The organism is Streptomyces sp. enrichment culture (assembly GCF_964272855.1).
In the GTDB taxonomy this organism is placed as follows: Bacteria; Actinomycetota; Actinomycetes; order Streptomycetales; family Streptomycetaceae; genus Streptomyces.
The window spans coordinates 3,697,181-3,711,743 of sequence record NZ_OZ186847.1 but is presented as its reverse complement, the minus strand read 5'-3'; the positions used below and the strand labels follow the sequence as shown (position 1 = coordinate 3,711,743).

The window sequence follows — 14,563 nt, the reverse complement described above, 5'->3', positions numbered from 1 at the left end:
GCCTGTCTGTGAGAGGCCCCGATGCCGTCCGAGAACACGCCTCCGCCGGATCCGTCCGCCCAGCACTTCGGCCCGGAGGGCATGCGCCGCATCGACGTCCCGGCCGCGTACGCCGGCGGGATCCCGGAGGAGGCGCGGGCGCTGCTCGCCCGTACCGGGGTGCCGCTGCACGTCGGCTCTTACTTCACCGCCGCCCGTGAGACCGACGCCCCGACGCTCGGCCTGTTCGCGGGCCACCACGGGGTGACCGTCCCGGACACGATCGCCGACCTGGTGCGGCTGGGCACCGACCGGCTGGGCCAGATCTGCGTCCGCGCCGACGGGGCCGTGCAGGCGCTGTTCCTCGGCCAGTTCGGCATGGACGACCTGTACGTCAGCTCCGGCGTCGACGCCTTCAACCGGTCGCTCGCCGCGCTCGACCGCCGGATGCCCGTCATCGCCGCCGCCGAGAGCCTGCCGGTCGCCGCGGCCGCGTTCCGGGAGCTGAACGCCGAGCTGCGGTCCCTCGACCCGGCCGCGTTCGAGAACCGGGAGAGCTGGTGGCCGCGCGTCCTGGACGACGTACGCCACACCCTCAACTTCCCGTTCTCAGCCGCCTTCGAGTACGTCGACGGCGACGGGCAGAAGCAGATCGTCACCGACGCGACCGGCCCCGGCCGCCCGCACCCCGAGGAACTGGTCTGGGACCGGCTCGCCGGGCAGGGCGTCCAGCCCGAGCAGGTGCGGCGCGTCTACTGCGAACTCGAACCGTGCATGATGCCGGGCCACTACTGCGCCGTCTGGCTCCAGCGGCTCTTCCCGCACGCCGAGTTCACCCACAGCTTCGACTACGGCGACACCGCAGACTCCCGCGAGGAAGGCATGAAGGAGCTGATCACGCACGCCGCCCAGCAGGGGCCGCGGTGACCGCGCCCGCATCCGGCGAGCAGCGCTGGGCACGGCCCGCCGCCGGACGCGAACCCGCCGCGGCGGCCCTGCTCGGCTGGCTCGCCGACCCGAAGGCGCCCGGCCTGTGCGTCGTCACGGGCTCCGCGGGCTGCGGCAAGTCGACGCTGCTCGCCTGGCTGGTCGGGCACGGCACCCGGCCGGGCACGGCCGCGGAACGCCGGGTGCACGCCTTCGCCCCGGCGGGCGGGCTCGGCGTACGGGCACTGGCGTGGATGCTCGCCGACCAGCTGGACGTGGCGGCGCGGACACCGGGGGAGCTGGCGCGGGCGCTGGCGGCGGACGCCCGCCGCACGGTGATCGTCCTGCCGGAACTGCACGGCGCGGCCGACCCGGAGGCGACGGCCGCCCTCGTCGACCTGCTCGTCGGGGTGAGGCACGTCCGCCTGGTCGTCGAGGTCCGCACCGGGGACACGCCCCGGCCGGCCGCCGCCGGCAACGCCGCCGTCCTGGACCTGGACGACCCCCGCTGGACGGACGAGGCACGGCGGGCGGCGTGGGAGCGGGACGGGCACGCGGAGCGCCCCGAGGCGCCGCCGGAGCAGACGGACTCCCTGCCCGGCCTGGCCGACCCGGTCGCGGTCCTCGCCGCCGAGCCGTACCGGGTGACGACGGCGTACGAGACCGCCGCCGACGCGCACGGAGGGCTGCGGGACGCCTGGCTGCGCGCCGGGCAGGCTCTGGTCGCCGATCAGCCGCCCGCGGCGCGGGCCCTGGCGCTGCGGGCCGTGCTCGGCGACACGGCGGACCCGCGGCTGGCGCCCGCTCTGGACGAGGCGGCGGCGGACGCCCCGTGGCGGATGGCGTGGTCCCGGGTACGGGGTGACGTGCGGCCTCCGTGGCCGGGGCCGGCGCTCGCCCTCGCCCACACCGGCGGGCGTCTGCTGAGCTGCGACCACCAGGGCACCGTACGGGTCCTGGACGCCGGGACCGCCGCCGCCGAGGGCCGGCTGCCCGAGCCGTATCCGGGGGCGACGGCCCTGGCGGCGCTGCCCGACGGCGCCGTCCTCGTGTTGGACGCGCGGGGCCGGGTCCACGTGGACCGCGCCCTGGTGGCCCGCCCGACCGGACTGGAGGCGCTGGTCGCCGAGGACGCCGGGCCCGCCCAGGAGGAGGCGGCGAAGGCGCTGCGGGGGGCCTGCGAGGCGACGGCGCTGGCGACCGGCCCGAGCGGCCTGGCCGCGGTGGGGGACGCCGACGGCACCGTGCACCTGCCCGCCGTCAACCGCTCCGCCCGTCTGCACGAGGGCCGGGTGACCGCCCTGACGGTCTGTGAGCTGCCTCCGTCCGATGTCCCGTTGCTGTACAGCGGCGGCGTGGACGGACGGGTGCGGGCCTGGGGGCCGGGCGGCGATCCGCTCGCGACGCCGGTCGCGGAACGCCCGTGCGCGGTGACGGCGTTGAGCGCGCGGTACGTCGCCGAGACGGGGCCGGTGCTGGTGGTGGCCTGGTCGGACGGCCGGGTGGACCATCACGTCCTCGACACCGGGGTACGGCGCTCCTTCCGGCCGGGTCAGCCGGTGACGGCCGTCGCGGTCACGCCGGAGGGCGGCATGGTCGTCGGCACCGCCGAGGCCCTGGTGGCCCTGCGCCCCGTCTGATCCCCGTACCGGGTTCTTCACAAGGGTGTCGCAACTGCCCGCCGTTCCCTTGCGTCCCTCCCGGCGACGATCGTTATGGTCTTTGCTCGCGCTGAACGTCCCTTGCGGGAGGGGGACTTCGACGGGAGGAGTGCGGCGATGGGTTACACGATCCCGGGTTGGCTGGACGAGATCCTGGACTTCATCGGGATCAACTTCCCCAACGTCGACGAGGACGACTACCGCGAGATGGCCACGGCCATGCGCGACTTCGCCGACAAGTTCGAGGGCCACGGCGGGGACGCGCACAAGGCGTTCGGAAGAATCCTTTCCTCGTCCGAGGGATGGGCCGTCGATGCCATGGAGAAGCATTGGGGCCATGTGAAGGCCGAACACCTCGACAGGATTCCCGAGATCGCGAGGCTGTTCGCGGACGCCTGCGACGTGGTCGCGGACATCATCTTCGGGATGAAGCGCAAGGCCGAGGTCGAACTCGCCGTCATGGCCGGGTCTGTGGGCATCTCGCTGGGACTGTCGGTTGTGACCGGCGGTCTGTCCGCGCTGATCGGGGCGGCCGAGGTCGCCGCCATGCGGCAGCTGGTGAAGCGGATCATCGACGAGGCCGTCGACCGGATCGTGGAGGAGCTGACGACCCGGGTCACCGAGCCCGTCACCGCCAAGCTGGAGAAGCTCGCCGAGGACGCCGTACTGGACTTGGTGGAGGGCGCGTTCCAGCTGCCGCCCGGGGAGGACGGCGGCGACGGCAAGAAGGGGCCGGGCATGCAGCTGGCCTCGGCCGGCGGAGGAGGCGGACCCGGCGGGGAAGGCGGCGACAAGAAGCTGCACATCGACCACGTCGAGTTCGAGGACGGGGCGGGGAAGGTCGCCGCGCACGGGGGAGAGCTGAGCATCGCGACGGCCACGCCGTTCGCCAAGGCGAAAGGCTCCTTCAGTAAGACCAAGGGCAAGGACTCGTTCACTGCCGCTTTCGACGGGGTGCTGGAAGGTGCGCTGAACGGTGCCGAGAAGGCGGTCAAGAAGATAACCAAGCATGTCACCGAGACCGTCCCCGACAAGGTCAAGGCCACGTCCAAGACGCACAAGGGGAGCGACCTGGACGTCGGGCACGACGCTCAGAAAGTCAAGACGAACGGCAAGGGGGGCGGGGGCGACACCCCGATGTACCTCCTCAATCACGACGGCACGGTCGAACGGCTCCATGCGGACGGCAGCAAGCCGACCAGAATGAAGGGCGACGAGGCGGGCCTCCCCGACTTGGTCGGGGAGGACGGCAAGGTCTGGCGATACCGCGCCACGGTGGACAAAGGCGAAAATCCCTACAGTCTCAAGCCGGACCCTGACAATCCCAAGGTCGAGTCGAGGCGGCTGAAGCCCCACGAGAAGAGCGAGCTGGCCTACGCCACACAGTTGGCGCGTTACTCCAAGCAGGATTACAAAGGCGGAAACTACGCCGCGGCCCATTACGTCGACTCCAACGGCAATTCCTTCATCCTGGTCGGGCACAGCAAGGGGGTGCACTCGGAACGCACCATCGGCTATCCGGTGCTCAGGGACGGAAATCCAGACGGGCTCGGGCCCCTGTATACCGAGCGACAACCGTGCCAGGCCGCCAGCTCATGGTGCGACCAATGGCTTGCCGAGCACTTCGAACAAGACATGGATGTGACGCACTCGCACAAATACGACCAGACGCCAGGTCCGGACGGCAAGACCGACCCCAAGAAGGACGAAGAGCACAAGACGTACCGGTTGAACCTGCGTGACTGGCACGAGAAACACGGCCTCGGCCATGGGATGATGACCGAAGCGGACGGCGCGGTCATGGAAGCCGCCCGCAAAGCCAAGAAAGGGTGATCCGTGATCTTCGATCTTGATCACGAGAGCTTGACCGACGTGGTCGGAGAGGAGAACGTGCACCTGCTGCCGCGGAGCACCGCGGAGCAGTACGGTTTCACCGGAGAGACGCTGGGATTCCTCGCGGAGGTGGGCATCCCGTCGTCCGAGGAGTGGGAGCTGCCGTTCGGACTTCCCGCGGACTTCGATCCCGAACTCCTGTGGGACCGTGCCTCGCGGGAGCAGCGGGGGTGGACGTTCCCGGCCGGTGTGAAGGCGGTCGTTCCCATCGGGAATTTCCCGGTCAACGCTGTGGTGATCGATCCGGAGACGGGAGTGGTGTACCAGTACACCGATGCTCTTCAGGAGATCGTTCCGATCCACCGGGACCTGTCCTCCCTGGCCAGAACCCTGACCGCTTTCGTCGGCTACATCGAGTCCTACGAGCAGGCGAACGGGGAAGCCCCCGAGTGGGAGGACGCGCGCCGTCAGCGAGAAGTCGAGACGCTGCTGGCGGACATCAAGCAGGTCGACCCGTTGCCCTTCGCCCACGAACTGAGCGAATGGAACGAACTCTTCGAGAACCTGTCGACAGGTGTCTACACCTGACCGGGGGCGTTCGTGTCGTTCTCCGGCGAATTCGATCCCACTCCGTTCGAGGACGAGGAATTCCAGTGGAATGTGATCCTGGAGGAACTCGAAAGCGGCATCTGGTGAGCTGGGCGCCCCCGGCCTGAACATCGCCCGGCCCGCCGGTAGGCTCGGGGGTGTGAACGCAGGAGAAACACAGCGCGCGCCTTGGATCGTGGGGGTGTCCGGAGCGTCCGGGACGCCCTACGCCGCCGCGGTGCTGCGTGCGCTGCTGGACGCGGGGGAGAGCGTCGACCTGGTGGTCAGCCGGGCCTCACGGCTCACCCTGCTGGACGAGACCGGCATCTCCTTCCGGGACGCGCACTGGCGGGACGACCTCGGGGAATGGCTGGCGCGGGGGGCCGACGGGAAGCCGGACGCCTTCCGGGTCGACCTCGACGCGGTGCGGTACTGGAACGCCGGCGACCTGGCCGCCGGGCCGTCCTCGGGCTCGTACCCGGCCAAGGGCATGCTGATCGTGCCCGCCTCCACCGCGTGCGTCGCCGGAGTCGCGCTCGGACTCTCCAAGGACCTGCTCCAGCGGTCCGCGAGTGTCACGCTGAAGGAACGGCGGCCCCTGGTGGTCGCCGTGCGCGAGGCGCCACTGAGCGGACAGACCCTGCGGCACCTCGTCGCCCTGGACGACGCCGGAGCCTCCGTCGTCCCCGCCTCGCCCGCCTTCTACGCGGGCGCGACGCACATCCAGGACCTGGTCGACTTCGTTGCGGGACGTGTCCTCGACGCGGTCGGCGTCCCCCACACTTTGTACCGCCGCTGGAAAGGGGAACTCGGCGGCGGCGCCCGCAACGACTGACCCCCACACGCTCGTTTCTCGGATCTCAGATTTCTTCAGCGGAAGGCTTCGAATCGCATGGACGCGGTGGACAGGCAGCTCATCCAGGCCCTGAGGGAGAACGGCCGGGCCTCCTACGCGGAGCTGGGACGCCTCGTCGGCCTGTCGGGACCCAGCGTCACCGACCGCATCAACCGGCTGGAGGCGGCCGGTGTCATCACCGGCTACCGCGCCACCGTGAACGCCGCCTCGCTCGGCCTCGGTGTCACCGCCCTGGTCGGCATCTCGCTCTCCGACGCCGCCGACCACGAGGACGTGGCACGCCGGCTGAAGGACCTGCCGGAGATCGAGGACTGCTGGTTCATCGCCGGCGACGACTCGTACATGCTCAAGGTCCGGGCGACCGACGTGGACGGGCTGGAGCGGATCATCCGCCGGCTGGGCGGCACCAAGGGCGTCTCCCGGACCCGTACCACCATCGTGCTCTCCACCAAGTGGGAGAACCGGGTGGGGGAGTTGCCGGAAGAGGCGTAGGCGTACGGTTTACGAAGTCTGTCTAGGAAGGGATCACCCATGGACGTCGGGCTCAAGCGCGAGCTGGAGGAGAAGGTCCGCGCCGGTGAGCGGCTGACCCGCGAGGACGGCATCGCGCTGTACGAGTCGGACGACCTGGCCTGGCTCGGCGGGCTCGCGCACGAGGTGCGCACGCGCATGAACGGCGACGTCGTGCACTTCAACGTGAACCGGCACCTCAACATGACCAACGTCTGTACGGCCTCCTGCGCGTACTGCTCCTTCCAGCGCAAGCCGGGCGAGAAGGACGCGTACACCATGCGCATCGAGGAGGCCGTGCGGCTGGCCAAGGCGATGGAGTCGGAGAACCTCACCGAGCTGCACATCGTCAACGGGCTGCACCCGAACCTGCCGTGGCGGTACTACCCGCGTTCCCTGCGGGAGCTGAAGGCCGCGCTGCCGAACGTCTCCCTGAAGGCCTTCACGGCGACGGAGATCCACCACTTCGAGACCATCTCCGGGCTGAGCGCGAGCGAGATCCTCGACGAGCTGATCGACGCAGGGCTGGAGTCCCTGACCGGCGGCGGCGCGGAGATCTTCGACTGGGAGGTCCGGCAGCACATCGTGGACCACCGCACCCACTGGGAGGACTGGTCCCGCATCCACCGCCTCGCGCACGAGAAGGGGCTGAAGACCCCGAGCACCATGCTGTACGGGCACATCGAGGAGCCCCGGCACCGGGTGGACCATGTGCTGCGGCTGCGTGAACTGCAGGACGAGACCGGCGGCTTCCAGGTGTTCATCCCGCTGCGCTACCAGCACGACTTCGTCGACATGAAGGACGGCAAGGTCCGCAACCGCCTCCAGGCCCGCACCACCATGGCGACCCCGGCAGAGGCGCTGAAGACCTTCGCGGTGTCGCGGCTGCTGTTCGACAACGTTCCGCACGTCAAGGTCTTCTGGGTGATGCACGGTGTGCAGACCGCGCAGCTCGCGCTGCAGCACGGGGCGGACGACATGGACGGGTCGGTGGTCGAGTACAAGATCACCCACGACGCGGACAACTACGGCACGCCGAACAAGCTGACACGGGACGATCTGCTGGATCTCATTCGGGACGCGGGATTCCGGCCGGTGGAGCGGAACACCCGGTACGAGGTCATCCGGGAGTTCGAGGGGCCGGACGCGGGGCGGCGGGAGTCGCCCCAGCCGATGAGGGTGTGAACGCCGGGTGAGCGTCGTCGTTCGGGTGCGGGTCGGGGGGCTCGCGCCCACGCGGCGGAGCCGCATATCGACAGAGTCCCGCGCCCCTTAGGGGGGTACTCGCGAGGGCGTGAACAGTGCGCCCGAGGAGCAGTACACCGCCGAGCCCTTCGTGCCGGACGGTGCTGATCTGGATGATCTGCGCCGGGCCGCCGGCGAGTGCCGTGGCTGCCCCCTTCACCGTGATGCCACGCAGACCGTGTTCGGGGCCGGTGACGCGCGCGCCCGCGTCATGCTCGTCGGTGAGCAGCCCGGTGATCAGGAGGACCGGCAGGGTAAGCCCTTCGTCGGGCCCGCCGGGAAGCTGCTCGACCGGGCGCTCGCCGAAGCGGGGATCGATCCCGGTGAGGCGTACGTGACCAACGCCGTCAAGCACTTCAAGTTCACCCAGGCCGAGCCCCGGAAGCGGCGGATCCACAAGGCGCCGAGTCTGCGGGAGATGACGGCCTGCGGGCCGTGGCTCGCGGCCGAGCTCGCGTTGGTGGAGCCGGAGCTGATCGTGGTGCTGGGGGCGACGGCGGGCAAGGCGCTGCTGGGTTCGTCGTTCCGGGTCGGCGAGGTGCGCGGGACGGTGCTGGAGCGGGAGATCCACGGGCGCGCGGAGCGGCTGGTGCCGACCGTGCATCCGTCGTCGGTGCTGCGGGCCGACGACCGGGAGGGGGCGTACCAAGGGCTGGTGGCGGATCTGAAGGTGGCGGCGCGGGCGCTGTCGTAATGACTAGGATGCCTGTATGCCCCTTACGTTCACGCTCGATCCCGCCGTCACCCCCGACCTGCGCGACGGCATCCTCGACCTGTGGGCCGACGTCTCCAATGCGGGCGGAGCCGTCGGCTTCGTGCCGCCGGTGGAACGGGAGACGATCCGGCCCGAGCTGGTGAGGCACCTCGTGGCCATGGCGGAGGGCCGGGCCCGGCTGCTCGTCGGCCACGACGAGGACGGGCGCGTCGCCGCCACGGGCTTCTTCCACTTCAACACCCACCGGCTGATGACCCACTGGCTGTGGCTGTACACGGTGATGGTGCACCCCCGCCACCAGGGGAAGGGGTACGGCCGTGACCTGCTCGCCGCCGCCGAGGACGCCGCCCGCGGCTTCGACGGGATCGAGGCGATCCGGCTGACCTGCCGCGGCGGTCTCGGCCTGGAACGGTTCTACGCGTCCTGCGGCTACAAGGAGGTCGGACGCGTGCCCGGCGCGATCCGGGTCGCCCCGGACGACGACCGGGACGACGTCGTCATGCTGCTGCCGCTGGGCTGAGCCCCGCCTGCAAGATCGGGTGGTCGGCGTGCTTCACTGGATCGTGCCCCTGTTCGTCATCGGAAGAGTGGATTGAGATGCTCCGATACACGCTGATGCGCCTCGGCATCTTCGCCGGTTGCCTGGTCGTCGTCTGGGGCCTCGTCTACTCCGGTGTCGCCCCGCGCGGCCTCGGCGACTCCAACGGCATGTGGATCGTCCTGCTCGCGCTGGTGATCTCCGCGCCGATCAGCTTCGTGGTGCTGCGCGGCGCCCGGGACCGCGCGTCCGAGGGCATCGTGCGCAAGGTGGACCAGGTGAAGGCCAACTTCGAGGCCAACCGCAGCCAGGAGGACCGCGCCGACGACGCGGCCCGCGCCCAGGGCCAGTCCGCGCAGGGCCAGACGTCGTAAGACGCGTCACACAAGTACAGAGCCCCGCGCCTCCGAACACCTCGGAGTACGGGGCTTCTTGCGTTCCGTGGGTGCCGGTGGCCGCCCACCTCTCAAAGTAAGGCTTTGGGACTCCCAAAGTTCAGGTGTTAACGTCTTCGGTGTGAAGTCAGCAGCCGCGTCCCCCTGGTCCCCGAGCCTCATGCTCGTGGCGCGCCTGCACGTGGACCTCTGCCGGTGCGCCTCCGGGATCTGTCCCCGCTGACGCCGCCCGGCCCTTTCGTCGTCAGTCCACGTATTTCCCCTACGCGCCCCCAACGGAGCATGTCCGTGTCCGCGAACACGAAGTCGTTCAAGGTGCCCTTCTGGGCCCAGATACTCGCCGGCCTCGTCCTGGGTGTCCTGCTCGGCTGGATAGCCCGCAGCCAGGACCTCTCCTGGCTGGTCACCACCCTCGAGAAGATCGGCGGCACCTTCATCGGGCTGCTGAAGCTCGCCGTCGCCCCGCTCGTCTTCTTCGCGATCCTCGTCTCGATCACCAACCTGCGGAAGGTCAACAACGCGGCCCGGCTGGCCGGCCGCACCCTCCTCTGGTTCATGATCACCTCGCTGATCGCGGTGGCCATCGGCCTCGCCATCGGCCTGGTCACCAACCCCGGCGCCGGTACCGGCCTCACCCCGAAGGACGGCGCGGAGCCCGAGCACACCGGGTCCTGGATCGACTTCCTGACGGGCATCGTCCCGACCGACGTCATCACGCCGTTCACCGAGCTGAACGTGCTGCAGATCGTCTTCATGGCCGCCGTCGCCGGTGTCGCCGCCCTCCAGCTCGGCGACAAGGCCCAGCCGATCCTGAGCCTCAGCGAGTCCGTCCTTGAGCTGCTGCAGAAGGCCCTGTGGTGGGTCATCCGGCTCGCCCCGCTCGGCACCGTCGGTCTCATCGGCAACGCCATCGCCACCTACGGCTGGGACCTGATCGGCAAGTACGCCACCTTCACCGCCGACGTCTACATCGGCTGCGCGCTCGTCCTGTTCGGCGTCTACCCGGCGCTGCTGGCGACCGTCGCCAAGGCCAACCCGCTCCAGTTCTTCAAGGGCGCCTGGCCCGCCATCCAGCTGGCGTTCGTCTCCCGCTCCTCCGTCGGCACCATGCCGCTCACCCAGAAGGTCACCGAGCGGCTGGGCGTGCCGAAGGAGTACGCCTCCTTCGCGGTGCCGTTCGGCGCCACCACGAAGATGGACGGCTGCGCCGCCATCTACCCGTCGATCGCCGCGATCTTCGTCGCGCAGATCTTCGACATCCAGCTGAGCGTCGGCGACTACCTGCTGATCGCGTTCGTGTCCGTGGTCGGCTCCGCCGCCACCGCCGGCCTCACCGGCGCCACGGTCATGCTGACCCTGACGCTGTCCACGCTCGGCCTGCCCATGGAGGGCGTCGGTCTGCTGCTCGCGATCGACCCGATCCTGGACATGATGCGCACGGCCACCAATGTGGCCGGCCAAGCCCTCGTCCCGGTCGTCGTCTCCGCCCGTGAGGGGCTGCTGGACCGCGCGGCCTACGACTCGGTGGGCGGCGGCTCCCCGGTCGACGAGTCGGCCGCGGGTCCGGTCGACGAGTCCCGGGCGGTTCAGGCCGCGGCCTGACCGAGCGGTCAGTAACGGCGCGGCACGGACCGTACGCTGTTCCGCATGGGTTCCGTGAAGACCAAGCGGATGCCGCGTGCGGTCCGTGAGCAGCAGATGCTGGACGCCGCCGTACGGATCTTCGGGCAGCGCGGGTACATGGCGGCCTCGATGGACGACATCGCGGAGGTCGCGGGCGTCTCCAAGCCGCTGGTGTACCTGTATCTGCACTCCAAGGACGAGCTGTTCAGCGCCTGCATCCGCCGTGAGGCGCGGGCGCTGATCTCGGCCGTCCGCTCCGGCATCGACCCGTCCCTGCCCGCCGACCGGCAGCTGTGGGACGGGCTGCTGGCGTTCTTCACGCACACCGCCCGGCACCCCGACGGCTGGTCGGTGCTGCACGTCCAGGCCCGCACCCACGGGGACGCCTTCGCCGCCGAGGTCACCGCGATGCGCGCGGAGGCGGTGGCGTTCGTGACCGGGCTGATCTCGGAGGCCGCCCCCGAGGCGTATCCCGAGCGGGAGGCCGCCGGGCTCGCCGAGTCCCTGGTGGGCGCCGCGGAGTCGCTCGCCGCGTGGGCCAACGCCACTGCCGGGGTCACCGCCCGGCAGGCGGCGGCGACGCTGATGAACTTCGCCTGGGCGGGCCTCGGCGGCCTGCTGGAGGGGCGGGCCTGGTCACCGCCGCAGGGGTGAGCCGAGCGGTTCGACGCTCCCCGTGAGGTGGACCCGTTCGCCCCCGCGCAGCTCGAACCGCCCGTCCCGCGCGCCGTACCGGACCGTCCCCGGCAGCGGTACGGGCGCGAGGAACCGGGCCCGTACCCGCACCGCGTCCGGTGTGCCGTGTTCGGCGAGGCAGCGGGCCACGCTCCACATGCCGTGCGCGATCGGCCGGGGGAAGCCGAGGGCGCGGGCGGTGAGCGGGTGCAGGTGGATGGGGTTGCGGTCGCCGGAGGCGGCGGCGTACCGGCGGCCGAGGTCGCCGGCGAGGTGCCATTCGGCGAGCTCGGGCAGGGGGGTGTCCGGGTGCGCGCCCGCCGTGCCGGCCGGGTGGCCGGCGCGGTGCCGGGCGAGGTACGTACTTCTCGACTCCCAGACGACTTCTCCGGCTTCTTCGGCTTCTTCGGCTTCTTCGGTGTCTCCGAAATCTCCGGCTTGTCCGGCTGACCGCAATTCGGTCACCACCGCCGCCTCCGTGCCCCTGCGGTGCGGCGCCAGTCCCTCGGCGCGGACGGTGACGTCAGTATGCGCCGGTGGCCGGGAGGGTGGCGTACCGGGTGAGGTCGAGGGAGGTGTGGACGAGGCCGACCAGCGGCAGCGGGAAGTCCCGGCCGCTCATCAGCCGCATGGCCGGCGGGAAGCCGAGGATGTGCGGATACGTCGGCGGCAGCGCGTCCGCGCCGGTCGGGAAGCCGCAGGCCCGCTCGTAGGCGGCCAGCCGGGCCAGGTCGACGCGGGCCCGGGCGAGGGTGAGCGGGGCGCGGGGGTAGCCGGCGTCGGGGCGGGGGCGTTTGAAGGGGGACAGCAGGGCGCCACGGGTGAGGGAACCGGTGAGTGAGGCCATGTCGGGGGCTCCCGGGGACGTGTCCGCTGTGCTTACTCTGAAGTAAGGTTACCTTAGGTAAGGCGAGTTGATGTTTGTGCTCTGCACACATCAGACCCGGGACCGTTCCCGAAACCTCCAGGAACCCGCACAGGCCCCTCACGCGGGCGCCGTAGGATCCCCGTCCTACCGGCGGTAACACCCGAGCCGCCCGGAGGAGCCGCATGCCCATCTCGTACTCGTCCCAGCCGGTGCCGCCGGTGTCGTCCGCCTCGGCACTCGACTACGACCCGGACAGCGGTCCCGTCCTCGTCGAACCGGAACTGCGGCGGCTGGACGGCGAGGTGCGCGAGGTGGCCGTACCGCCGCTCGTGCCGCCCGTCACCCACGGCTCGCTCGCCGACCTGCCGTTCGAGAACGCCGCCGCCGAGCCCGGACGGGCGGTCCTCAGCCGCCGTGCCGACGACGGCGCCTGGACCGATGTGACGGCCGCCGGCTTCGCCGCCGAAGTGCTGGCCGTCGCCAAGGGGCTGATCGCCGAAGGGCTCGTCCCCGGCGACCGGATCGCGGTCATGGCCCGCACCTCGTACGAGTGGACCCTGCTCGACTTCGCCGCCTGGGCGGCCGGGCTCGTCACCGTGCCCGTGTACCCGACCTCCTCCGTCTTCCAGACCCGCTGGATCCTCCAGGACTCCGGAGCGGTCGCCCTCGTCACCGAGACGGCCGGGCAGGCCGCCGCGATCGGACCCGAACTCGAACGGCTGCGCGACCTGCGGTACCTGTGGGTCGTCGAGAAGGGACACGTCGAGGCGCTGGCCCAGCGCGGCGCGCTCGTACCGGACCAGGAGGTGGACGTACGGCGGGGCGTCCTCGGCCCCGACACCCTCGCCACCCTCGTCTACACCTCCGGCACCACCGGCCGTCCCAAGGGCTGCGCCCTCACCCACGGCAACTTCCTCGCCGAGGTCGACAACGCGATCGAACTCCTCTACCCCGTCTTCAAGGCGCGGACCGACGAGGAGCCGTCCACCCTGCTCTTCCTGCCGCTGTCACACGTCTTCGGCCGGATGGTCGCCGTCGCGTGCGTCCGGGCCCGGGTACGGCTCGGGCACGCGCCGAGCCTCAAGGCGGAAGACCTGCTGGCCGACCTCGCCGGGTTCCGGCCGACCTTCCTGCCGGCCATCCCTTACATGCTGGAGAAGGTCTTCAACAACGCGCGGGCCACCGCCGAGAGCGGCGGCAAAGCGGGCGCGTTCGAACGCGCGGTGAACACGGCCCGCCGGTACGGGGAGGCCGTCGAGGCCCGCCGGCACGGCACCGGCCCCGGCCCCGGCGCCGCCCTCAAGGCCGCCCGCGCCCTGTACGACCCGCTCGTCTACCGCCGCCTGCGCAACGCGCTCGGCGGCCGGGTCCGCTACCTCATCTGCGGCGGCTCACCCCTCGGCCGCGACCTCGCCGCGTTCTACGCGGGCGCCGGCATCGAGGTGTACGAGGGCTACGGGCTGACCGAGACCACCGGCGCCGCCACCGTCACCCCGCCCCTCAAGCCCCGCCTCGGCACCGTCGGCTGGCCGCTGCCCGGGTCGCGGGTGCGGATCGCCGCCGACGGGGAGATCCTGATCTCCGGCGGACAGGTCTTCCGCGGGTACTGGGACCCGCACGCGGGCGGAGTGGTCGCGGCGACGCCGGACGGCTGGTTCCCCACCGGCGACCTCGGACACCTCGACGACGAGGGCTATCTGACCATCACCGGCCGCAAGAAGGAGATCCTGATCACCGCGGGCGGCAAGAACGTCGCCCCGGCCCCGCTGGAGAACTGGCTGCGGCAGCACCCGCTGATCTCCCAGTGCGTGGTCGTCGGCGACCACCGCCCCTACGTCGCCGCCCTGATCACCCTGGACATGGAAGGCGTCGGCCACTGGCGGCGGATGAACGGCAAGCACCCCGTGCCCGCGGAACTGCTCCTCGACGACGCGGAGTTGCGGGCCGTGCTGCAACGGGCCGTGGACGAGGCCAACGAACTGGTCTCCCGCCCCGAGTCCATCCGCCGGTTCACCGTCCTCCCCGTCGACTTCACGGAGGAGACCGGCCATCTGACGCCGTCCATGAAGCCGCGCCGGGCGGTGATCCTGCGGGACTTCGCCCGTGAGGTGGACGGCCTGTACCGCTCCTGAAAGTGACTGTGGTCACAT

Annotated in this window: 14 protein-coding genes and 1 pseudogene; 14 read left to right on the top strand and 1 reads right to left on the bottom strand. The window is 70.9% G+C overall.

Features of this window, described 5'->3' with window-relative positions:
* Window positions 1–21: 21 nt before the first annotated feature.
* The 13 genes from ACSU6L_RS15880 (at window position 22) to ACSU6L_RS15820 (ending at window position 11,524) form a co-directional block, all read left to right on the top strand.
* Window positions 22–906 (top strand): nucleic acid/nucleotide deaminase domain-containing protein, encoded by an 885-nt coding sequence (locus ACSU6L_RS15880; RefSeq protein WP_437057397.1) that lies wholly within the window; start codon window positions 22–24, stop codon window positions 904–906.
* A complete protein-coding gene (locus ACSU6L_RS15875; protein ID WP_437057395.1) occupies window positions 903–2,546 on the top strand; it encodes a WD40 repeat domain-containing protein in 1,644 nt (547 codons plus the stop codon). Before ACSU6L_RS15880 ends, ACSU6L_RS15875 begins: the two co-directional genes overlap by 4 nt.
* A gap of 138 nt (window positions 2,547–2,684) precedes the next feature.
* On the top strand, window positions 2,685–4,400 hold the full coding sequence (locus ACSU6L_RS15870; RefSeq protein ID WP_437057393.1) for a nucleic acid/nucleotide deaminase domain-containing protein: 1,716 nt from the start codon (window positions 2,685–2,687) through the stop codon (window positions 4,398–4,400).
* Window positions 4,401–4,403: 3 nt separating this feature from the next.
* Window positions 4,404–4,988 (top strand): SUKH-4 family immunity protein, encoded by a 585-nt coding sequence (locus ACSU6L_RS15865; protein ID WP_437057391.1) that lies wholly within the window; start codon window positions 4,404–4,406, stop codon window positions 4,986–4,988.
* A gap of 160 nt (window positions 4,989–5,148) precedes the next feature.
* Window positions 5,149–5,823, top strand: coding sequence for a UbiX family flavin prenyltransferase (locus tag ACSU6L_RS15860; RefSeq protein WP_437057389.1), 675 nt, complete (start codon window positions 5,149–5,151; stop codon window positions 5,821–5,823).
* A gap of 57 nt (window positions 5,824–5,880) precedes the next feature.
* Complete coding sequence (locus tag ACSU6L_RS15855) at window positions 5,881–6,336, top strand: Lrp/AsnC family transcriptional regulator (RefSeq protein WP_073940665.1); 456 nt, start codon at window positions 5,881–5,883, stop codon at window positions 6,334–6,336.
* A gap of 39 nt (window positions 6,337–6,375) precedes the next feature.
* The gene (gene mqnE, locus ACSU6L_RS15850) at window positions 6,376–7,539 is read left to right on the top strand and encodes an aminofutalosine synthase MqnE (RefSeq protein WP_437057387.1); all 1,164 of its coding nucleotides are present in this window, start codon (window positions 6,376–6,378) and stop codon (window positions 7,537–7,539) included.
* A 109-nt stretch (window positions 7,540–7,648) separates the two neighbouring features.
* A complete protein-coding gene (locus tag ACSU6L_RS15845; protein ID WP_437057385.1) occupies window positions 7,649–8,293 on the top strand; it encodes a UdgX family uracil-DNA binding protein in 645 nt (214 codons plus the stop codon).
* 16 nt (window positions 8,294–8,309) lie between these two features.
* Window positions 8,310–8,834 (top strand): GNAT family N-acetyltransferase, encoded by a 525-nt coding sequence (locus ACSU6L_RS15840; protein WP_073940662.1) that lies wholly within the window; start codon window positions 8,310–8,312, stop codon window positions 8,832–8,834.
* 77 nt (window positions 8,835–8,911) lie between these two features.
* A complete protein-coding gene (locus ACSU6L_RS15835; protein ID WP_437057383.1) occupies window positions 8,912–9,226 on the top strand; it encodes a DUF4229 domain-containing protein in 315 nt (104 codons plus the stop codon).
* Window positions 9,227–9,368: 142 nt separating this feature from the next.
* Window positions 9,369–9,470, top strand: a complete 102-nt coding sequence (locus ACSU6L_RS15830; RefSeq protein WP_338013038.1) for a putative leader peptide — start codon at window positions 9,369–9,371, stop codon at window positions 9,468–9,470.
* Window positions 9,471–9,529: 59 nt separating this feature from the next.
* Window positions 9,530–10,849 carry a dicarboxylate/amino acid:cation symporter gene (locus ACSU6L_RS15825; RefSeq protein ID WP_437057380.1) on the top strand — a complete coding sequence of 440 codons (1,320 nt, stop codon included), beginning with the start codon at window positions 9,530–9,532 and terminating at the stop codon, window positions 10,847–10,849.
* A gap of 45 nt (window positions 10,850–10,894) precedes the next feature.
* Entirely contained in the window at window positions 10,895–11,524 is a 630-nt protein-coding gene (locus ACSU6L_RS15820; RefSeq protein WP_437057378.1) for a TetR/AcrR family transcriptional regulator, read from the top strand.
* On the opposite strand, the pseudogene ACSU6L_RS15815 reads toward ACSU6L_RS15820, so the two are convergent.
* Window positions 11,507–12,392 (bottom strand): annotated as a pseudogene (locus ACSU6L_RS15815) (MaoC family dehydratase). The gene ACSU6L_RS15820 and the pseudogene ACSU6L_RS15815 overlap by 18 nt on opposite strands.
* Before the next feature lie 203 nt (window positions 12,393–12,595).
* Here ACSU6L_RS15815 and ACSU6L_RS15810 point away from each other — a divergent pair.
* Window positions 12,596–14,545 carry an AMP-dependent synthetase/ligase gene (locus tag ACSU6L_RS15810; RefSeq protein WP_437057376.1) on the top strand — a complete coding sequence of 650 codons (1,950 nt, stop codon included), beginning with the start codon at window positions 12,596–12,598 and terminating at the stop codon, window positions 14,543–14,545.
* The last annotated feature ends 18 nt before the right edge of the window (window positions 14,546–14,563 follow it).